This is a genomic window from Protofrankia symbiont of Coriaria myrtifolia, from assembly GCF_900634755.1.
Lineage (GTDB): Bacteria > Actinomycetota > Actinomycetes > Frankiales > Frankiaceae > Protofrankia > Protofrankia coriariae.
The window spans coordinates 3,714-23,753 of record NZ_CAAAFS010000076.1; the positions used below are offsets into that span (position 1 = coordinate 3,714).

General features: G+C 70.5%; 17 protein-coding genes. 7 read left to right on the forward strand and 10 right to left on the reverse strand.

Annotated features, from left to right (window positions below; genetic code table 11):
* Both CM1CMNOD_RS04395 and CM1CMNOD_RS04400 read right to left on the reverse strand, forming a co-directional pair.
* A partial coding sequence (locus CM1CMNOD_RS04395) for an AAA family ATPase (RefSeq protein ID WP_165001385.1) occupies window positions 1–250 on the reverse strand: 250 nt, incomplete at its 3' end.
* Window positions 247–1,446, reverse strand: a complete 1,200-nt coding sequence (locus CM1CMNOD_RS04400) for an 8-amino-7-oxononanoate synthase (RefSeq protein WP_013872457.1) — start codon at window positions 1,444–1,446, stop codon at window positions 247–249. The genes CM1CMNOD_RS04400 and CM1CMNOD_RS04395, both read right to left, overlap by 4 nt.
* Before the next feature lie 310 nt (window positions 1,447–1,756).
* Between CM1CMNOD_RS04400 and CM1CMNOD_RS04405 the strand changes: the two genes are divergently transcribed.
* A complete protein-coding gene (locus CM1CMNOD_RS04405) occupies window positions 1,757–3,229 on the forward strand; it encodes a sensor histidine kinase (protein ID WP_013872458.1) in 1,473 nt (490 codons plus the stop codon).
* A 270-nt stretch (window positions 3,230–3,499) separates the two neighbouring features.
* On the opposite strand, the gene CM1CMNOD_RS04410 is transcribed toward CM1CMNOD_RS04405, so the two are convergent.
* Window positions 3,500–3,748 (reverse strand): WhiB family transcriptional regulator, encoded by a 249-nt coding sequence (locus CM1CMNOD_RS04410; protein WP_013872459.1) that lies wholly within the window; start codon window positions 3,746–3,748, stop codon window positions 3,500–3,502.
* Window positions 3,749–4,326: 578 nt separating this feature from the next.
* Here CM1CMNOD_RS04410 and CM1CMNOD_RS04415 point away from each other — a divergent pair.
* The gene (locus tag CM1CMNOD_RS04415; protein ID WP_013872460.1) at window positions 4,327–5,061 is read left to right on the forward strand and encodes a glycerophosphodiester phosphodiesterase; all 735 of its coding nucleotides are present in this window, start codon (window positions 4,327–4,329) and stop codon (window positions 5,059–5,061) included.
* A gap of 19 nt (window positions 5,062–5,080) precedes the next feature.
* Here CM1CMNOD_RS04415 and CM1CMNOD_RS04420 read toward each other — a convergent pair whose 3' ends face one another.
* A complete protein-coding gene (locus CM1CMNOD_RS04420; protein WP_013872461.1) occupies window positions 5,081–6,076 on the reverse strand; it encodes a diacylglycerol/lipid kinase family protein in 996 nt (331 codons plus the stop codon).
* Window positions 6,077–6,264: 188 nt separating this feature from the next.
* On the opposite strand from CM1CMNOD_RS04420, the gene CM1CMNOD_RS04425 reads away from it, so the two are divergent.
* Window positions 6,265–6,711, forward strand: a complete 447-nt coding sequence (locus tag CM1CMNOD_RS04425) for a hypothetical protein (RefSeq protein WP_013872462.1) — start codon at window positions 6,265–6,267, stop codon at window positions 6,709–6,711.
* Window positions 6,712–6,814: 103 nt separating this feature from the next.
* Here the strand turns inward: CM1CMNOD_RS04425 and CM1CMNOD_RS04430 are convergent, their stop codons facing one another.
* The 3 genes from CM1CMNOD_RS04430 to sodN all read right to left on the reverse strand — a co-directional run bounded on the left by CM1CMNOD_RS04430 (window position 6,815) and on the right by sodN (window position 9,355).
* On the reverse strand, window positions 6,815–7,849 hold the full coding sequence (locus CM1CMNOD_RS04430; RefSeq protein ID WP_083828431.1) for an RNA polymerase sigma factor SigF: 1,035 nt from the start codon (window positions 7,847–7,849) through the stop codon (window positions 6,815–6,817).
* Window positions 7,846–8,418, reverse strand: coding sequence for an anti-sigma factor (locus CM1CMNOD_RS04435; protein WP_013872464.1), 573 nt, complete (start codon window positions 8,416–8,418; stop codon window positions 7,846–7,848). The genes CM1CMNOD_RS04430 and CM1CMNOD_RS04435 overlap by 4 nt, the downstream gene beginning before the upstream one ends.
* Window positions 8,419–8,959: 541 nt before the next feature.
* Window positions 8,960–9,355: a superoxide dismutase, Ni gene (gene sodN / locus CM1CMNOD_RS04440; RefSeq protein WP_013872465.1), complete on the reverse strand. Its 396-nt coding sequence runs from the start codon at window positions 9,353–9,355 to the stop codon at window positions 8,960–8,962.
* A 118-nt stretch (window positions 9,356–9,473) separates the two neighbouring features.
* Here sodN and CM1CMNOD_RS04445 point away from each other — a divergent pair, with 118 nt between their 5' ends.
* Entirely contained in the window at window positions 9,474–9,830 is a 357-nt protein-coding gene (locus CM1CMNOD_RS04445) for a S24/S26 family peptidase (protein ID WP_013872466.1), read from the forward strand.
* On the opposite strand, the gene rfbC is transcribed toward CM1CMNOD_RS04445, so the two are convergent.
* Window positions 9,791–10,441, reverse strand: a complete 651-nt coding sequence (gene rfbC, locus CM1CMNOD_RS04450; protein WP_013872467.1) for a dTDP-4-dehydrorhamnose 3,5-epimerase — start codon at window positions 10,439–10,441, stop codon at window positions 9,791–9,793. The genes CM1CMNOD_RS04445 and rfbC overlap by 40 nt on opposite strands.
* 339 nt (window positions 10,442–10,780) lie before the next feature.
* Between rfbC and CM1CMNOD_RS04455 the strand changes: the two genes are divergently transcribed.
* Both CM1CMNOD_RS04455 and CM1CMNOD_RS04460 read left to right on the forward strand, forming a co-directional pair.
* Window positions 10,781–12,049 (forward strand): NAD(P)-dependent malic enzyme, encoded by a 1,269-nt coding sequence (locus CM1CMNOD_RS04455; protein ID WP_013872468.1) that lies wholly within the window; start codon window positions 10,781–10,783, stop codon window positions 12,047–12,049.
* A 616-nt stretch (window positions 12,050–12,665) separates the two neighbouring features.
* Window positions 12,666–13,640 (forward strand): zinc-binding dehydrogenase, encoded by a 975-nt coding sequence (locus tag CM1CMNOD_RS04460; protein WP_013872470.1) that lies wholly within the window; start codon window positions 12,666–12,668, stop codon window positions 13,638–13,640.
* 186 nt (window positions 13,641–13,826) lie between these two features.
* On the opposite strand, the gene CM1CMNOD_RS21480 is transcribed toward CM1CMNOD_RS04460, so the two are convergent.
* Together CM1CMNOD_RS21480 and CM1CMNOD_RS04465 are read right to left on the reverse strand one after the other, a co-directional pair.
* Complete coding sequence (locus CM1CMNOD_RS21480) at window positions 13,827–14,003, reverse strand: DUF6104 family protein (protein ID WP_013872471.1); 177 nt, start codon at window positions 14,001–14,003, stop codon at window positions 13,827–13,829.
* A 53-nt stretch (window positions 14,004–14,056) separates the two neighbouring features.
* Window positions 14,057–17,812 (reverse strand): multifunctional oxoglutarate decarboxylase/oxoglutarate dehydrogenase thiamine pyrophosphate-binding subunit/dihydrolipoyllysine-residue succinyltransferase subunit, encoded by a 3,756-nt coding sequence (locus CM1CMNOD_RS04465; protein WP_013872472.1) that lies wholly within the window; start codon window positions 17,810–17,812, stop codon window positions 14,057–14,059.
* Window positions 17,813–18,129: 317 nt separating this feature from the next.
* Here CM1CMNOD_RS04465 and CM1CMNOD_RS04470 point away from each other — a divergent pair.
* Window positions 18,130–20,040: hydantoinase/oxoprolinase family protein (locus tag CM1CMNOD_RS04470; RefSeq protein WP_242625434.1), on the forward strand; the 1,911-nt coding region annotated here is incomplete at its 3' end.

The window sequence follows — 20,040 nt, forward strand, 5'->3', positions numbered from 1 at the left end:
GCCGGTGCAGGCGGGCCGCGGCAGCCGGCGACAGCGCCGCCGGGAACCGGGCGTACTCGTACAGCTCCTCGACCCCGGACAGGGCGCGCACATGGTCGAGGTCGCCGGGCTCACCGGGCTCGGCGCCGGTCTGGGCGGCCTTCACCACGGCGACGTCGACGCCCCGATCCCGGGCGAGGGTGGCCACCGCCGCGGTGACGACCGTCTTCCCGACCCCCGTCCCGGTCCCCGTCACCACGAGGACCGTCATCCGGGACAGCCGGGTGTGCCGATGGCCGCGGCGAAGGCGTCGGCGGCCCGGGCCAGGTCGGTGGCGGTGAGGTTGGCGCGGGCCGCGACCCGCAGCCGGCTCGTGCCCGGGGGCACGGTCGGAGGGCGGAAGCAGCCGACGGCCACCCCGTGCGCACGGCAGATCTCCGTCGCCCGCACCGCGCGTTCCGGCTCACCGAGGACGACCGAGACGACCGCGCCGGCCGGTCGGGGCGCGCCGGTCAGGTCGGCCAGGTGGCGGGCGTGCCGTCGGACGCCGTCCGCGAGCTCCGGGGTGGTGGTGAGGATTCCGAGCGCGGCGAGCGCCGCGCCGGCGCAGGCCGGCGCCAGCCCGGTGTCGAAGATGAACGTGCGGGCGGTGTCGATGAGGTGCGCGCGTACGGCTGGCGGGCCCAGCACGGCACCGCCCTGGCTGCCCAGCGCCTTGGACAGGGTGACGGTGGCGATCACGTCCGGCTCGCTGGCGAGCCCGGCGTCCGCGAGCGCGCCTCGCCCGCCGGGGCCGACGACGCCGAGGCTGTGGGCCTCGTCCACGACCAGCAGCGCGCCGTGGGAGCGGACGACCGTGTGCAGCGCGGCCAGCGGGGCCAGATCGCCGTCGGCGGAGAACACCGAGTCGGTGACCACGACCGCGTGTTGCCACGACCGTTCGGCCAGCGCCGCGTCGACCGCTTCGACGTCGGCGTGCGGGACGATGATCACTTGTGCCCGGGACAGTCGGCAGGCGTCCACCAGCGACGCGTGGTTGCGCTCGTCCGAGACGATGAGGTCGTCGGGCCCGGTGAGCGAGGTGAGCACACCCAGGTTGGCCGCATACCCGGAGGCGAAGACCAGCGCTGCGGCGAAGCCGGTGTGCTCGGCGAGGGCGTCTTCAAGGTCGCCGTGCAGGGTGGTCGTCCCGGTGACCAGCCGGCTCCCGGTGGAGCCCGCGCCCCAGGTGCGCAGTGCCCGCACCCCGCCCTCGATCACCTCGGGGTGGCGGGACAGGCCCAGGTAGTCGTTGCCGGCCAGGTCCAGCAGGCGGGTGGGATCCCCGCGTGCCGGGTCGCCCGGCGCCCCTGAGTCGGGCGTACGTGGGCGCACGACCCGGCGCAGCCCGGCCTCTTCCCGGCGCCGGGCATGGCTGTCCAGCCAGCCAAGCGGATCGGCGACCGCCTTGGTGGTATGCGGATGCACACCAGGAAGCCTAGGTCAAAGGCGACGCGATCATGGTTTTCGTGTTGCCGGAGACACGGAAGTCGGTCCGTCGAAGGCAGCGCGATCGTGGTTTGTCGCGCTGCCGGAGACGCTCAGCTGGCTCGCTCGAAGGCAGCGCGATCGTGGTTTGTCGCGCTGCCGGAAACACAAAGCCGCTGGCGTCAGAGGTGATTCGATCATGATTTTCGCGTTGTCGGGAGAGTGGCCGGATCGTGGCGGCGCCGGGATCCGGGAAAGCTGATCGGGCACACGTGCTCCGAGCCGGCGCCGCGTCTGGCAATCTGCCTGCGTGGGAACGCTGGAGGACCTTCTACGCGAGAGCACCGATCTTGGTGCGGACGACATCGACCACCTGCACGCCCTGGTGGCCGACTGGGCGCTGTTGGCCGACCTGTCCTTCGCGGACCTGCTGCTGCTCGTGCCCAGCCGGGCCACGGCGGCCCGCGGCGGAGCCGGCCCGGGGGCCGAGTTCCTGGTGGTCGCGCAGGTGCGGCCGACCACCGGGCCGACGGCGTACCACAACGACGAGGTCGGCAGCGTTGTGATCAACAGGTGGGTGGTGCAGAACTCGTGGCGAGAGCGCCGGATCGCCCGTGAGGGTGAGCCGGAATGGGACGGCGGGGTGCCGGTGCGCACCGAGGCGATTCCGGTCCTGCACTCCGACCGGGTCATCGCCGTGCTGGCGCGGGACACCAACCTGGCCACCACCCGGACGCCGAGCGCGCTGGAGTCGGCGTACCTGCAGTGCGCGAACAACCTGGCACTGATGATCGCCGAGGGGGCGTTCCCGTTCCGGGGCGGCAACGACGAGTTGCCCGAGGCGCCGCGCGTCGGTGACGGGATGCTGCGTCTGGACGGCTCGGGGAAGGTCATTTTCGCCAGTCCGAACGCGCTGTCGGCGTACCGCCGCCTCGGTTACACCGGCAACGTCACCGGTGAGGACCTGCGCTCGGTGCACCGGACGCTGAACCTGCCCGCGACCACGCCGGCCGTGTGGCACGCGATCGGGCGTCGCAGGCCGGTCGAGGTGGAGCTCGCGGTCGGGAGCACGGTGGTGCTGCTGCGCGCGATCCCGCTGTTTCCCGGCGCCACCCGTGAGGTGCTGGTCCTCGTCCGCGATGTCTCGGATCTGCGGCGCCGGGAGGCGCAGCTGCTGAGCAAGGACGCGACCATCCGCGAGATCCACCATCGGGTGAAGAACAACCTGCAGACGGTCGCGGCCCTGCTGCGCCTGCAGATGCGTCGTACCAAGGTGGACGAGGCACGCCTGGCGTTGCGGGAGTCGGTGCGGCGGGTGACCTCGATCGCCGTCGTGCACGAGACCCTTTCGCAGAGCCTCGGCGAGTCGGTGCCCTTCGACGAGATCGCTGACCAGATCACGTCGGTGACAGTGGATCTGGCTTCGACCGGGACCCGGGCGAGCACGACCCGCAGGGGATCGTTCGGCCAGCTGCCCGGTGAGCTTGCCACGCCGCTGGCACTTGTGCTCTCCGAGCTTCTGCAGAATGCTGTCGAACATGCGTTCGACGGTTCCGCTGGTTCGATCGAGCTGCGGGTCCGGCGGTATCCCGACCGGCTGGACGTGGTGGTCGCCGACAACGGCGCCGGGTTGCCTGAGGACTTCCAGCTGGAGCACTCTCCCCGGCTCGGTCTGCAGATCGTGCGCCAGCTCGTCCTCGGTGAGATGCAGGGAGCAATCCGTCTTCAGGCGGGAGCGGAGCGTGGCACCGAGGCCCTGCTCTCCATCCCGTTGCGGGACTGAAAAATTTTTCCAAGATCGGTGTTATGAAGACCGTCGAGGTGGGTACAGCACCACCGTGCCTGGCACCGTCCCACCCCGTCCTGGCCTGTCGTTTTCTGCCGTCTCAACACCGGTACAGCGAGTTCCGTCGGCTTCGCTGGCAAACGATGCGGACACGGACAGGAGCAGCTCCAAGGCGCACGACAGCACCCCGGTGACCGATACCTCACGGCATGGCCATCTGGGAAGTCGTCGTACGGCTCGAGCTGGTGTGGTGCTGGTGGATACTGCTCAGGCGGTGCGAACGCGGGTGCGCGCTGGGCGTTTGAGCGCTCGGCGTTCATCCTCGCTCAAACCGCCCCAGACCCCGGAGTCCTGCCCGGTGTCAAGAGCCCAGCTCAAGCAATCACTTGTCACAGCACACCGCCGGCAGACGGCCTTTGCTTCTTCGACCTGGCGTTCAGCCGGACCGGTAGTACCGATCGGGAAGAAGAGCTCGGGATCCTCGTCGCGACAGAGCGCTCTGTGGCGCCAGTCCATGCGTACAACTCCCTCTCTCGTCTCGGGCCACACTGCACGTGAGACGCTTTACGAGCCGCCACGGTTGTGTCGCACTTTCCGGCGGCCAAACGGCTGCCGGGTCCGCGCGGCTTCTCGATCTTTCAACCGGATGCACCGTCGCGTGTGAACCCGAGGTGTATGGGTCCATCCACCTCGGACATTCGCCACCCTCCCACCGCAACTGGCATGGGCGCAAGGACCTGCAAGTGGCTTCCCGCCCCTTACCGACCCCTGACCACCTGGCTTCGTCCGTTAGAGACACAGGTGGACCACTCTTTGCGGCGGATCAGACGACAGCGACACACAGGCCGTCCTAGTACCGCCAACTCAGTGAACACGCACACCCGGCAGAGGCGGACAACATGCCGAATTGGCATTCGAGGTTGTCGTCCTGGGTTTCTCGCTCGGTTCCCGAGTCCGGGCCTCCCGGATCTCTGGCCGGCTTCCGGCCCGTGGGCGTACCAAGCCGTGATCACGCCGCTTTTGGCGTTTCGACGCAGCTGGCCTCGGCGGCCCTGGCGTTACCCGGGGCGTGGCCGTGATGGCATCGTTGGCGCATGCAGGTTCTTGGTCACCGCGGTAGCCGGGTTCCCGGTCCGGAGAACACAGCTGAGGCGGTGGACGCCGCGTTGAGCGCCGGCGCTGATGGTATCGAAGTGGACGTACGGCGCAGCGCCGACGGGGATCTGGTCTGCGTCCATGATCCTCGGCTGCCGGGGCGGCTGACCGGCCGGGCCGTGATACGCCGGACGACCCGCGAGCTCACCGGTCTGGGTGTGCCCACCCTGACCGAGATCCTCGACGCCTGGGACGGCCGTGGCCGCCTCGTCCTCGAGATCAAGAATCAGCCGGGCCAGCCCGACTTCGACGCCCCCCGGGAACGGACCGCCCGGGCCCTGGTCGAACTCCTGCGCTCCCGTGGGCTCACCCGGACCTCCGGCGACGCGCCCGGGGCCGTGACCGTCTCCTCGTTCGACTGGTTCGCGATCGAGGCGGTGCGCGACGCCGGGATCGGCGTGTCCACCGCGTTCCTCACCATGCCGCGGATGTCGGTCAGCGGCGGCATCGCCTATGTGCGCTCCGCCGGCCATCAGGAGCTGCACGCCCACATCTCCTCGGTGCTTGGCTCCCCGGACGTGCCCGAACGGGCCCGGGTAGCCGGCGTGGGCCTGGTGACCTGGACGGTCACCTCGGTGCGGGACGCCGACCGGCTGCGGGCCGCCGGTGTGGACGGGGTGATCTGCGACGACCCGGCCGAAGTCGTCCGAGGACTGGGCCGGGGAGCGGCCTGAGCGGACGTTCGCGTCCGTCTCAGACGATGACGCGCAGCGCCCTCGGCTCGGATCGCAGCGTCACCTGAGTCTGCGGGCCGATGTACTCGCCGTCCATCTGGAACGGCAGCTCGCGCGCGGCCGTCAACGTGATCGTGCGCTGGTCGTGCAGCGCACGGACGTTCTTGCCGTGGGGGCCTCGAGCGCTGTGCAGCATCTGCAGGCCGGCGTGGGCCGTCCGCGCGAGCGTCAGCCGGCGCAGGCCGAGAAGATCCAGGCCGGCGTCGAACGAGGCCGCCGGACAGGCACGTACCAGCCGGGAGTCGAGATACGTCCAGGGCGTCGTGTTGCACACCACGACGGCCTGGACGGTGCCGGGCCGCGCGGTGCCCGGGTCGGCACCGTCGGCGGCTGCCCCGGCGGTCTGGCCCGGTTCGTCGGTGGTGATGGTGATGGGCGGACGGTGGCGCCCGGCGCCACGGACGAACTGCCCGAGTGCCGAGCGCAGGTACAGCCCCGGGGTGTTGCGGCGTCCGCGTACCCGCTTGCGCTCCACCCGTTCGACCACGGCCGCGTCCACGCCGAGGCCGGCGCAGAACGTGAACCAGCGGGACTGGCTGATGCCCGACCGGCTGGTGAAGGTGGCGTGCCCGAGGCCGATCCGGCGACTGCGGCCTTCGCGCAGTGCCTCCAGAAGTTCCCCGGTGGCCTCCACCGGGGAGGCGGAGTAGCCGAGCGCGCGGGCGAAGACGTTGGTGCTCCCACCGGGCACCACGGCCAGCGCCGGAGCGCCCGGAACCGGCCCCGCCCGCAGGAGACCGTTGGCGATCTCGTTGACCGTTCCGTCGCCGCCGAAGGCGACGACGAGGTCGACGCCGGCGTCGGTGGCGCGCTCGGCGAGTTCGATGGCGTGGCCGCGGCCCTTGGTGGCGACGGTCTCCAGGTGCAGATCGGCGGCCAGGGCACTGACCAGGACATCCCGGATGCGCTGGGTCGTAGCCGTGGCGAGGGGGTTAACGACCAGCAGCGCACGCATGATGTCTACGTTAGCCGTTCAGGGCTTTCCAGGCGTCACGACGTAATTCTTGCCACCGGCGGAATCCCGACGCCGGCGGACATCCGCGTGTCGGGTGGGGGCTCGTCAGGCATACCCACCGGGGTTACGTGGCCGTGGGGAACACGTACTGTCGGCATGTGGGTTCCAGGGCTGGATTCGAGCGGATCGTGCCGACGCCGGCGGGCGGTCGACAACACGACGATGCCCGGCATGGCGCCCGGCGTGCCGTACGCGCGTTGCGGGCCGCCGTGGTACTGCTGGCCGCCGAGGGGCTGTTACTCGTCTCCCTCGGCGTCTTTCTGGTGGTGCGGGGTTTCGGCGCGGACACCGACGACCGGGGCCGGGCCGAGCTCGGCGGCCTGTTCGCGGTTGTCGCCGGAGTTGTTCTGTGGCTGCTCACGTGGGCGTTGCTCGCGCGCCGGCAGTGGGCCCGTTCTCCGCTTGTTGTTGTTCAAATTTTGTGTATTCCGGTTGCTGTTGGCCTTCTGCAGGCCCACCGCTATGGCGAGGGTGTCCCGCTGGTCGTGGTCCCGATCGGGGTGCTGGTGTTGATCGGTCTGGCCGGTGCCTACCGCCCGCACCAGCCCACGGGCCCGGGTGGTTCCTCTGAATGACCTGGCACGATCTGGCACGAGCGGGCCGCCATCGCCGGGGGCGGCCCGCTCGGCCGGGAGCGAGGGCCGAGCGGCAGCCGCCTGGCCGCGCGGTGAACGCTCGTCAGGTGTCGTCCAGCAGGCCGCGGCGCAGTTGGGCCAGCGTGCGGGCGAGCAGCCGCGAGACGTGCATCTGGGAGATCCCGAGCTCGGTGGCGATCTGCGACTGGGTCATGTTGCCGAAGAACCGCAGCAGCAGGATGCGCTTCTCCCGTGGGGGCAGCTTCTCCAGCAGCGGCTTGAGCGACTCCCGGTACTCGACTCCCTCGAGGGACTCGTCCTGGACGCCCAGGGTGTCGGCCACCGCCGGGGCCTCGTCGTCGCCGGAGTCCGGTGCGTCCAGGGAGACCGCCGAGTAGGCGTTGGCGGACTCCAGGCCCTCCAGCACCTCCTCCTCGCTCATCTGGAGATGAGCCGCGATCTCGCTGACCGTCGGTGAGCGGCCGAGCGTCTGGGAGAGTTCCGAGGTGGCCTTGGTCAGCGACAGCTTGAGTTCCTGGAGCCGCCGCGGGACTCGGATCGCCCAGCCCTTGTCCCGGAAGTGCCGTTTGATCTCGCCGACGATCGTCGGCGTCGCGTAGGTGGAGAACTCCACGCCACGCTCGGGATCGAAGCGGTCCACCGACTTGATCAGGCCGATCGTCGCCACCTGGGTCAGATCGTCCAGGGGCTCGCCGCGGTTGCGGAAACGGCGCGCGAGGTACTCGACGAGCGGCAGGTGCATCCGGACGAGCTGGTCGCGGATCTCGGCTCGCTGCTGGTCCCCCTCGGGAAGGGCGACCAGTTGGGTGAACAGCTCCCGGGCACGCACCCGATCGTTGGTCTCACCGGGATGGTCATGGCCGGAATGACCGGCGTCGGCGTCGGCGTCGGAGTCGGAGCGATCATTTTTGGGATGGCCCTGGGCCGCGACCGTCGCCGGCCTGGGCGAGCGTGGCGCCAGGGCGGCCTCCGCCACCGGTGTGCCGGGCGACGTCTCGTCCGTGGCCTCCTCGTCCGCGGCGAGGAAAAGATCGTGGCTGTCGTCGAGAAAGGCCTTCGAGCGTTGCCTGGTCGTGGCCACGGCGTCCTGAAGCGGTCGGGTACGCCCTGCGGTCACGGCGTGCCCACCGGTCCGGTGGCCGGCGCGCCGGCGTTCTCGGTCCACGGTGCCACGGGGGCCGCTGCCGCGGGCGCTGGTGTTTCGGGCGCCGCGGCCCGGGGACTGTGGATGTGTTCCTCGGGTATCCCGCGTCGCTTGCGTAGCACGATGGTGACTCGCGAGTCCGCGTCCACGGAGGAGGACACCTCGTCGGCCAGCGCGGTCAGGACCGTCCAGGCGAACGTCTCGACGGACGGTGGCTCGCCGTTCAGGCTGAGCACCGTGACCGAGACGTCGATGACGCCGGGGGAGAGCTCGAAGGTGCATTCCAGGCCCGAGCCGGGAACGGCCGACAGCAGCAGCAGAGCGCATGCCTCGTCGACGGCGATCCGCAGGTCCTCGATGTCGTCGAGGGTGAAGTCCGCGCGGGCCGCCAGCGATGCCGTGGCGGTCCGCAGGACCGACAGGTAGGCACTCGCGGCGGGCAGGGTGAGCTGGACGACGTCTCGCAGCCGTCCACCGGGGACCCCTGTCCCGGGGACACCGCCCTGACCGCTGGCGGTTTCGGTCCTCGGCGTTGTGTCCACGGCGTTACCCCCTTGTGTGCCTTGTGATTCCGTATCCCATTTGATCTCTTGACCCCCACCTGGGCAGCGGTCGTGCCGGTCAAGGTTGGAGACGTCCGTGCCCAGTTCATGCCACGTGAAGACCACCGTACCCAGTGCCGAGGCGCCACCGCAGGTCGGGTGATCGATTCTGAGGATTGTGTGGGTGATGCCGACTACGTCCCGTCGTCGTTCGGGGATGCTCCTGCCCGCGGATTCCGGCCGGAGCCGGGATTGTGATCAGCAGTAGTGGCAGCGTGCTCCGTGACATGCTCCGCGGCCAGCCTGGTAGATTTTCCGGTCCGGTAGATCTTCATCGTCGTGACCGGCCGGGCCGGCCGTATCGCGCAGAGCTCCGGTTCCCCGAGCCACCAGTGGGCCGGAAACAGGCAGCCATGCTGTTCCGGTCATGCCAACTCGTGGTACCGGAAGCCCGGGTTCCCGGATCCCTGCGCGGAGGTTACGCGGCCCACATGGCCCACACGTGTGGCCTGGATGTGGGTGGCCCGCGCGGCCATGCGGCCTATGCGGCCTTGGTCTCCCAGAAGATCGTGGAGATCCGCTCGATGAGGTCGAGCAGTTTCTGCCCGTCGGCCGGGTCGACCGAGCCCTTGGCGCCGGCCGCCCCGGCCGCCTTGGTGGCCTGCCAGAACAGGTCGTGGAGCTCGGGGTACTTCTCCAGGTGGTTGGGCTTGAAGTAGTCGGTCCACAGCACCCACAGGTGCTGCTTGACCAGGTCCGCCCGCTCCTCCTTGATGGTCAGGGCGCGAGCGCGGAAGGCCGGGTCGTCGTTGCTCTGGTACTTCTCCTGGATCGCTTTCACGGACTGCGCTTCGATCTTCGCCTGGGCCGGGTCGTAGACTCCACAGGGCAGATCACAGTGGGCGCTGACCGTTGTCTTCGGACGTAGGAGGCTCATGCTGCCGTCCCTTCTCGTCTCGTTGGACGCCTGAGGCAACTCTCGGGTGGGTGCGCATGCCGCCTGGTCGAAGGCCGGGACGCCGCGGACGTGCCCCAGCAACCCTCGGATGGTGTCGATGCGTGGCTCCACCTTGTGGCAACTTACCCGGGTGGGCCGACATGTTGCCGTGCGGATGGTCTCCGTCAGCGGCCGCTCCATGACACCGACGCTGCGGGACGGGGACGCGTGCGTGGTGCTGTGGGGAATGTCGCCACGAGTGGGTGACGTGGTCGTCGCACGGTTACCTGGCCGTGGGCTCGGGGTGAAGCGGGCTGCCTTCGTCGAGCCGGACGGGTCGTGGTGGCTGCGGTCCGACAACGTGGCGGCCGGCACCGACAGCGCGACGTTCGGTTCGGTCCCGGCCGAGGACGTGCTGGGCCGGGTGATCGCACGCTACTGGCCGTGGCCCGCCTGGATTCGTAGGGTCTCGTAGTAGGCCGTGCACGCGCTGTAGGACGGCAGCAGGCCAGCGGCCTCCGCCTCCTTCAGCGACGGGGCCCTCGCGTCCTTCTCGGACAGCAGCGGGGCCACGTCCCGCGGCCAGGGCAGCGTCAGGTCGGGGTCGAGCGGGTCGATGCCGTACTCGCGCGCGGGGCTGTAGGGTGTCGAACAAATGTACGATATCGCCGCGTTGTCGGTGAGCGCCATGAAGGAGTGGCCGAGTCCTTCGGCGAGGTAGAGGCCCTTGCGGTCCACGTCGTCGAGCAGCACCGCCTGATGCGTTCCGTACGTCGGCGAACCGAGCCGGATGTCGACCACGCAGTCGAGAACCCGGCCATGGACGCAGGTGACGTACTTGGCCTGGCTGGGCGGTACGGCGGCGTAGTGGATGCCGCGCAGCGTCCCGCGCCGGCTCACGCTGTGGTTAGCCTGGGCGAGGTGGAGCGGGTGGCCGACCGCCTCGACCACGGTCTCGGACCGGAACCACTCCAGGAAGGTGCCCCGGTCGTCGGTGTGCTGGCGGGGGGTGAACACCCAGGCGCCGGCTATCTCGAGTTCGTGAACCTCCACGAACGCGCACCGTACCCGGTAACGATGCCCCATGGGGGCCAATGCGCTCCCACCTGCCAGGTGGGCATCCCGGCCGGCGCACGAGGACCACGCCGGCCAGCGCCGGCCAGCGCTGATCGCTGCTGATCGTTGCTGGTCACCGTTGGTCCGTGCCTGTTCCGGTATCGATCCATTGGTGTTCCGGTACGCCGGGCCGGCCGCAAAAACTATTCGGGACACCCGGGGCACGCGCATGCTTCAGTCGAGGACATGGGGTGTCCGTGCAGGAGGCGGCGGGACCCGCATGTCATATTGGAAGGCATCCCCGGGCGATCCCCGGACCTGCCGTCCACGCCTCCCACCCGTCGAGGCATCTCGTCCGAGGGAGTAGTGATGACTGCCACAACTGATCATTCTGTCAACCAGGCCGTCCCCGACGCGCTGGGGGATCTGCCGCCAGCCGTGCCCCGGCCCGCCGTCGCGTCGGATGGGCCGGGGTCGCTGGCCCGTGACATCGACCCCGTGTTCACCCTGCACAGGGGTGGCAAGATCGGCATTGCGCTGACCGTCCCGCTGAACGACCGGGAGGATCTTTCGCTTGCCTACACCCCCGGGGTCGCGCGGGTCTGCACAGCCATCGCGGACGAGCCGGGCCTGGCGGACGACTTCACCTGGCGGTCGAACGTCGTCGCGGTGGTGACCGACGGCACCGCCGTGCTGGGGCTGGGCAACATCGGCCCGGCCGCGGCACTGCCGGTCATGGAGGGCAAGGCGGCGTTGTTCAAACAGTTCGCCGGGGTGGACGCGATCCCGATCTGCCTGGACTGCACCGACACCGAGCAGATCGTGGAGACGGTCGCCCGGCTGGCGCCCAGTTTCGGCGGCATCAACCTGGAGGACATCTCCGCGCCGCGCTGCTTCGCCGTCGAACGGCTGCTCCAGGACCGTCTCGACATCCCGGTCTTCCATGACGACCAGCACGGGACGGCGATCGTGGCGCTCGCCGCGCTGGAGAACGCGGCGCGGCTGACCGGCCGGCGGCTGGACGACCTGCGCGCGGTGGTCTCCGGTGCGGGCGCCGCGGGCCTGGCGGTGACCCGCATCCTGCTCGCCGCCGGCATCGGGGACATCGCGGTCGGTGACAGCCGGGGGATCCTGCACCCGGACCGGGCCGATCTCACCCCGGTCAAGGCGGAGATCGCGGCCACGACCAACCGAGCCGGGATCTCCGGTTCGATCAACGCCGCGCTGGCCGGGGCGGACGTCTTCCTCGGCCTGTCCTCGGGCACGGTGCCCGAGGCGGCCGTGGCTTCGATGGCGCCGGACTCGATCGTGTTCGCGATGGCGAACCCCGACCCCGAGGTCGATCCGGAGGTCGCGCGCCGGCACGCCCGGGTCGTCGCCACCGGGCGCAGCGACTACCCGAACCAGATCAACAATGTGCTGGCCTTCCCCGGTGTGTTCCGCGGGGCGCTGGACGTGCGTGCGAGCCGGATCACCGAGTCGATGAAGCTGGCGGCGGCGGACGCGCTCGCCGCTGTGATCGCGGACGAGCTGACCGAGGAACACATCATCCCGAGCGTTTTCGACGACCGGGTGGCGCCGGCGGTTGCCGCCGCGGTGGCTCGCCAGGCACACGCCGATGGGGTGGCCCGCCGGTAGACGCACCGTGCGCCGCTGGTGGACGTGCTGTCGGCGGCGTGTGGCCGGTGGCGCGTGGGGCCCGGCCGGGGTCGTACCGCGGAGGCGTCCGTGCGGTGGCCTCGGACAGCCGGGACAGGCCGTCCGCCGCGCCGCCGCCGGGACCCGGGGCCTCCCGTCACCCTGGCCGCGGTCGGAGCGGGCCGCTCAGACCCGGCCGCAGCCGGGGCACTGCCGGTTCTCGGACACTTCCGCCAGCGGCCGCAGCGTTCCGCATCCCTTGTAGGTGCAGGAGACGAAATCCGTCACGGAAACGACGATCGTGGTGCCGTCGGCGTGAGCGGTTGGCGCGGGATCGGCCACCGACACGGGTATTTGCTGTCTCCGGCGGAACCACCGGGACACACCCGAGCCGGGCTCCTGCACCCGCCTGTGTGTCGTCACGTTGAAGAGTGGAGCACAGCCGCCCCTGTCGTGCGGCGCAGGCGGTGTAGTGCACATGGTTTTTCATGTGTGTGTAGTTATCTAGTAGTTTATTTGTTGTTTTTCCGATGGATGTGGATGGAGAAAATCCGGCCGCTCCTCCCGGTCGATGTGATCACGAGCGTCACGCCGGACGTGGCTTTACTGTTGGTTGATGCTCGCTGTCGCCGCTGTGTCCCAGAACGCCGACGACCCCCTCTCGGGCCTGGACGTCGGTGAGCAGCCCGCCCCCGACGTCCCCGACGGTTGGACGACCGTGTCCATCCGGGCCGCGACGCTCAACCATCATGATCTTTTCAGTCTGCGCGGGGTCGGGCTGCCCGCGGACAGGCTGCCGATGATCCTCGGCTGCGACGCGGCGGGGGTGAGCGCGGACGGCGACGAGGTGATCGTCCACGCGGTCATCGGTGACCCGGCCGCCGGCGGCGGGGACGAGACCCTCGACCCGCGGCGGACGCTGCTCTCGGAGCTGTACCCCGGCACCCTGGCCGAGGCGGTGGCGGTACCGCGGCGCAACCTGGTGCCCAAACCGCCCGCGCTGTCGTTCGAGGAGGCCGCCTGCCTGCCGACCGCGTGGCTGACGGCCTACCGGATGGTCGTCCACCGGTCCGCTCTGCCGGCCGCCGGGGGCGGAACCCTGCTGGTGCAGGGCGCCGGCGGCGGGGTGTCCACGGCCGCGATCATCCTTGGGAAGGCCGCCGGCCACACCGTTCTCGTCACCTCCAGAGACGCCGCCAAGCGGGAGCGGGCGCTGAAGATCGGTGCGGACGAGGCGTTCGAGCCCGGCGCGCGGCTGCCGGTCAGGGTCGACGCGGTGATCGAGACCGTGGGGGCGGCGACCTGGGGACACTCCCTGCGGTCGCTACGGCCCGGCGGCCGGATCGTCTGCTCGGGCACGACCACCGGTGCCAACCCACCAGCCGAGCTCAACCGGCTGTTCTTCCTCCAGCTCTCCGTCGTTGGCTCCACCATGGGCACCCGGGACGAGCTGGCCGAACTCGCCGCCTTCATCGATCGGACCGGGGTCCGCCCGCTCGTCAACGACGTCCGTCCGCTCGCCGACGCTCGCGCGTCGTTCGCGAAACTCGTCCGCGGGGACGTCTTCGGCAAGCTTGTCCTCACCGTCTGAGCTGTCTGGATCATTTGAACCGCCTGAAACAGGCGAAAACTGCACGAAAAAGGCAGGGGCAGATCGAAATCGGTCTGCCCCTGCCTTTTTCTTTCGGCTGTTCGGCTCGGGGAGCCGCGGGAGGCCGGCTGGCCGGCGCGGCTGGCCAGGGGACGGGTGCCCCTGCCGCTACGCCGGCCGTCCGGCTCAGTCGTCCAGGTCGTCGAGGCGGGCCAGGTAGGTGGCCAGTTCCTCGACCGCATCCTCATACTGGGGATGCAGGTCGACGAACGTGCGCAACTGGTCGGCGAGCCAGTCGAGCGTTACGGACTCCTCACCGCGACGCTGCGACAGCTCCTCGACACCCCGGTCGGTGAAATACACCGCATACTCCGCCCCACGCTGAGATGACAGCCACGCTGAGATGAGAGGGAAGGCTACCCGGCGAACGCCTGTCCGAGCAGCTCCGCCTGCTCCTTCTCGTGCCGCGAGGAGGAGCCGGAGGCTGGCGCGGCCGACGCGTTACGGGAGGCCCGGCGCAGCACCAGGCCGGCGGGCAGCGCCTCCGGCAGATGGATGGCCATGTGCGGGTAGGCACCCTGGTTGGCGGGTTCCTCCTGCACCCAGGTCACCTCGGTGAGGTTCGGGTAGGTCGCCAGCACCGCGCGCAGCTCCGCGACCGGGGTCGGGTAGAGCTGTTCGACCCGGACGAGCGCGGTGCCGGTGATCTCCTTCTTGGCCCGTGTGGCCAGCAGATCGTAGTAGACCTTCCCGCTGGACAGCAGCACCCGGCGGATGCCGGCGTGGTCACCGACGCTCGCGTCGTCGATGACCGGCAGCCACGACCCGCCGGTCAGCTCCTCGACCGTCGACGTCGCCGCCTTCAGCCGCAGCATCGACTTGGGGGTGAAGACGACCAGCGGGCGGCGCACGGGCGAGAGCGCCTGCCGGCGCAGCAGGTGGAAGTAGCTCGCCGGGCTGGACGGGGCCGACACCAGCATGTTGTTCTCGGCGCACAGGCTGAGGAAGCGTTCGACGCGCGCCGAGGAGTGGTCCGGCCCCTGGCCCTCGTAGCCGTGCGGGAGCAGCAGGCCGACCGCGCTGCGCTGCCCCCACTTGGCCTCGCCCGCCGCGATGAACTCGTCGATGATCGACTGGGCGCCGTTGGCGAAGTCACCGAACTGGGCCTCCCACAGCACGAGCGCGTCCGGCCGGGCCACCGAGTAGCCGTACTCGAAGCCCATCGCGGCGAACTCGGACAGCAGCGAGTCGTGGACGTAGAAGGTGCCGGCGCCCGACTCGACCTCCAGCGACTTCAGCGGCGAGTACTCCTCGCCGGTGTGCCGGTCGACCAGGACCGCGTGCCGCTGGCCGAAGGTGCCGCGCCGGCTGTCCTGCCCGGCGAGGCGGATGGGCCGCCCGTCCAACAGGATCGAACCGAACGCGATGGTCTCGGCGCACGCCCAGTCGATCGCCCCGGTGGCGACCATCTGGGCCCGGCGCTCGAGCTGCGGGCGCAGCCTCGGGTGGACGGTGAAGCCCTCCGGCAGCGTGGTCTGGGTGTCGATGATCTTCTTGACGACGTCCAGCGACACGGCGGTGGACACGGCGGCCGCGGCGGCGGCCTCCGCCGGGGTCGTCACCAGCCGGGGCTGGCTGGCCGGCCGGCTGGTGGTGTCGCGGGTTTCCGCGAACGCCTTCTCCAGCTGCGCCGAGTAGTCCTTCATGGCCTGCTCGGCCTCGGCCGGGGTGATGTCGCCACGGCCGATCAGGGCCTCCGTGTAGAGCTTGCGCACCGACCGCTTGGTGGCGATGGTGTCGTACATCAGCGGCTGGGTGAACGACGGCTCGTCCATCTCGTTGTGGCCGCGCCGCCGGTAGCACACCATGTCGATCACGACGTCCTTGTGGAACGCCTGCCGGAACTCGACGGCCAGCCGCGCGACGCGCACACACGCCTCGGGGTCGTCCCCGTTGACGTGGAAGATCGGGGCCTGCACCATCCGGGCGACGTCGGTGGCGTACACCGACGACCGGCTGGACACCGGCGAGGTCGTGAACCCGACCTGGTTGTTGATGACGAGATGCACGGTGCCGCCGGTGCGGTAGCCGCGCAGCTGGGAGAGGTTCAGCGTCTCGGCGACCACGCCCTGGCCGGCGAAGGCGGCGTCCCCGTGGATGAGCACGGGCAGGACGGTGAAGCCCTCCGGACCCTTGTTGAGCAGGTCCTGTTTGGCACGGACGACGCCTTCGAGCACCGGGTCGACCGCCTCCAGGTGGGAGGGGTTGGACACCAGGGAGACCGCCACCTCGCGGCCGTCGGGAGTGGTGTAGACGCCCTCGGCACCGAGGTGGTACTTGACGTCACCCGAGCCGTGCGCGGTCTGCGGGTCGACGTACCCCTCGAACTCGGCGAAGATCTGCCGGTAGGACTTGCCGATGATGTTCGCCAGGACGTTGAGACGGCCACGGTGGGCCATCCCGAAGGCGACCTCGTCCATGCCGGCCTCGGAGGCCCGTTGCAGGACCTCGTCCAGCAGCGGGATTGCCGACTCCCCGCCTTCGAGGGAGAAGCGCCGCTGCCCGACGTACTTGGTCTGCAGGAAGGACTCGAACGCCTCGGCCGCGCCCAGCCGCTCGAGGACGTGCAGCTGCTCGGCTGGGTCGGGACGCTCGGCGGAGCGTTCGACCCGCTGCTGGATCCAGACCCGCTCGTCCGGCTCCTGGATGTGCATGTACTCGATGCCGACCCGGCGGCAGTAGGAGTCCCGCAGGACGCCCAGAATGTCGCGCAGGGTCATCGTCCGCTGGCCGGCGAAGCCGTCGACGGGGAACTCGCGGTCGAGGTCCCACAGGGTCAGCCCGTGGCTGATGATGTCGAGGTCGGGGTGGCTGCGGATGGCGAACTCGAGCGGGTTGGTGTCGGCCATCAGGTGGCCGCGGACCCGGTAGGCGTGGATCAGTTCCAGCACCCGGGTGCCGTGGTCGAGATCGCCCTCGTGGGACGAGGTGATGTCGGCGACCCACTGCACCGGCTCGTACGGGACGCGCAATGAGCGGAAGACCTCCTCGTAGAAGTCGTCCGCGCCCAGCAGCAGCTGGTGGATGCGGCGCAGGTACTCGCCGGACTGCGCACCCTGGATGATCCGGTGGTCGTAGGTGCTGGTCAGAGTGATGATCTTTGAGACGGCCAGTCTCGACAGGGTCTCCTGGGAGGCGCCCTGGAACTCGGCCGGGTACTCCATCGCGCCGACCCCGATGATCGTCCCCTGGCCCTGCATCAGGCGGGGCACCGAGTGCACGGTGCCGATGCCGCCGGGGTTGGTCAGCGTGATCGTCACGTTGGCGAAGTCGTCCGCCGTGATCTTGTTTGTCCGGGCGCGCCGGATGAGGTCCTCGTAGGTGAGCCAGAACTGGCTGAAGTCCATCGTCTCGGCCTGCTTGATCGCGACGACGACCAGCTGGCGCGAGGAGCCCTTGACCAGGTCGATGGCGATGCCCAGGTTGACGTGTTCCGGCGTGACCAGGGCGGGCTTGCCACCGACCTCGGTGTAGGAGTGGTTCATCACCGGGGTGGCCTGCAGCGCCCTGACCATGGCGTAGCCGATCAGGTGCGTGAAGGACACCTTGCCGCCGCGGGAACGAGCCAGATGCCGGTTGATGACGATCCGGTTGTCCGCGAGCAGCTTGGCGGGCACCGCCCGCACCGACGTCGCCGTGGGGACATGCAGGGACGTCTCCATGTTCGCGACGACGCGGGCGGCGGCGCCTCGCAACGGTGACGTCGGGACGCCACCGTCCGCGGCGGGAGCGCTCTGGCCGGCCGTTGGTACGGCTGTTGCCGCTGGTACGGCTGTTGCCGCTGGCGCGCTGGCCACGGGAGCCGCGCTGGCCACGGGAGCCGCGGGGGTCACCGGGGTCGCGGCGGTCGGCGCGGTGGCCGGCTGGCCGGCTGGGACCGCGTCGGGGACACCGCCCGCGGCCGGTACCGCACCGTCGGCGACGGCTGGCGGGACGGGCCCCGCCACGCCTGGCTGGCCGTTGACACCCTCTGGCCGGTAGTCGGAGAGGAACTCGCGCCACTGTGGCGAGACGCTCTCTGGATCGGCGAGGTACTGCTGGTAGATCTCGAATACCAGCCACTCGTTGGGGCCGAAGTCGGGGCCGGACTCGGGTACCGTCGGTGCTGCCACGGGGGCGTTCCCCTCTATCCACCTTCTGCTGGGGCCCGAGGCGCGGGCCCTTCCGCTGCCGTGTAATCAGGCTACTCGTCACCTTCACCTGGATGTGTCTGAAGGTCGTGGCCCGTGATCCGAGCCACGGGCGATCCAGGCGGCTGTAGTTTGTGAGTTGGGTAACTGGTGGCCTACTGGTTTGATGACTGTGGCCTGCCTGTTGATTACTGATGGTCTTTGACGCTGTTACCGTCGGTCTTCATCCTGGGCGGTGTCGTAGGCGGTCCGTCCCGGACGGCTGGGAGCGGGCCGCCGCGACATGCCAGGATCGCCACGTGGCGGTGTGGCTCGGTGTCGACGTGGGTGGGACCTTCACCGATCTCGTCGCGGTCGGCGACGACGGTCGGATGATCTTCGGGAAGGTGCCATCGGTGCCCGCCGACCCGTCCGAAGCGGTGCTCGACGCCGTCCGCGGAGCCGGTCTTGCCGGCCCTCTTGCCGGCTCCGGCCCCGGCCGGGGCGGGGCAGCCGGGGTCGTCGAGCGGTTCGCCCATGGCACCACCGTCGCGACGAACGCCCTGCTCGAGCGGCGCGGGGCGAGGACAGCCCTGGTGACCACGCACGGGTTCGCCGACATCATCGAGATCGGCCGCCAGAACCGGCCCGCGCTCTACGACCTCACCCGGGACCGCCCACCCCCGCTGGTGCCCCGCGAACTGCGGTACACCGTGGTCGAGCGCACCGGGCCGGACGGGGTGATCGTCCCGCTGGACGCCCACAGCCTGCGGGACGTCGTCGCCGCCCTCACCGCGCTGTCGGCTGTTGCCATGGCCGGTGGGACGCCGGCTGTTGCCGACGCCGACGGGGCGGTCAGGCCGCTGGCGGCCGTCGCGGTGTGCCTGCTGTTCTCCTTCGCCCATCCCGAGCACGAACACCAGGTCGCCGACGCGCTGCGGGCCGCGTTGCCTGGCGTGACCGTGGTGGCCTCCCACGAGGTGCTCCCACGGTTCCGGGAGTACGAGCGGTTCGCCACCACCGTCGCCGACGCCTATCTGACGCCGACGCTGTCGACCTACCTTGGCGCGCTCGCCCGCCGGTGCGCCGCGGCGGGGCTGCCGTCCCCGCTGGTCATGCGCTCCTCAGGGGGAGTGGTGGAGCTCGCGGCCGCCGCCGAACACGCCGCGGCGTGCGTGCTGTCGGGGCCGGCCGGCGGCGTGGTCGGCGCCGCCTATGTCGCGGCCCGCTCGGGCCTGGCCGACCTGCTGACCTTCGACATGGGCGGGACGTCGACGGATGTCGCCCCGGTGATCGGCGGTCGGGTGCAGACCACGGCCGAGGCGGTGCTCGCCGGCATACCGGTCACGTTGCCGACGGTGGACGTCCACTCGGTGAGCGCCGGTGGCGGATCCGTGGCCTGGGTCGACTCCGGCGGGGCGCTGCGGGCCGGGCCACGGTCGGCCGGCGCCGATCCGGGCCCGGCCTGCTACGGCCGCGGCGGTGTCGAACCGACGGTGACCGACGCGGACCTGGTCCTCGGCTATCTGGTGGACGGGGCGAGCCTCGGCGGCGAGGTCACCCTGTCCAGGGCGGCCGCCTCCAAGGCGCTGGCCGCTCTGGGCGCGATGCTCGGGTCCGGCCCTCACGGCCTGTCGGTGGAGGAGACGGCGGCCGGGGTGGTGGCGGTCGCCGACGCGGAGATGATCCGCGCCCTGCGGGTGGTCTCGGTGGAACGCGGCCTCGACCCGCGGGAGCTGACCCTGGTCGCCTTCGGCGGCGCCGGCGGGACGCACGCGTGCGCGCTGGCCGAGGAGCTCGGGATGCGCCGGGTGCTGGTGCCGCTGGCCTGCGGGGTGCTCTCCGCGCTGGGGCTGGCCATCGGCGACGTCCGCCGGGACTATCTGCGTCCGCTGCACGGCCCGCTGGCAACGGCCGACCTGGACGCCGCCCTCGCCGAGCTGGCCCGGGCCGCCCACGCGGACACCCTCGCCGCGGACATCCCCGCGCTCGTGATCGAACACCAGGTGGACTGCCGGTACGTGGGCCAGTCACACGAGCTGACGGTGGTGGCCACCGCCGACGGCGACGGCGACAGCGCCGGCGGTGGTTTTTCCGTCGCGCGGATACGGGCGGCCTTCGAGGCCGAGCACCTGCGCCGCTACGGGCACACCGCGCCCGACCGGGACGTCGAGGTGGTGGCCGTACGGCTGGTGGCCACGGTGCCGGGCCGCCGACCCGAGCTGCGGGCC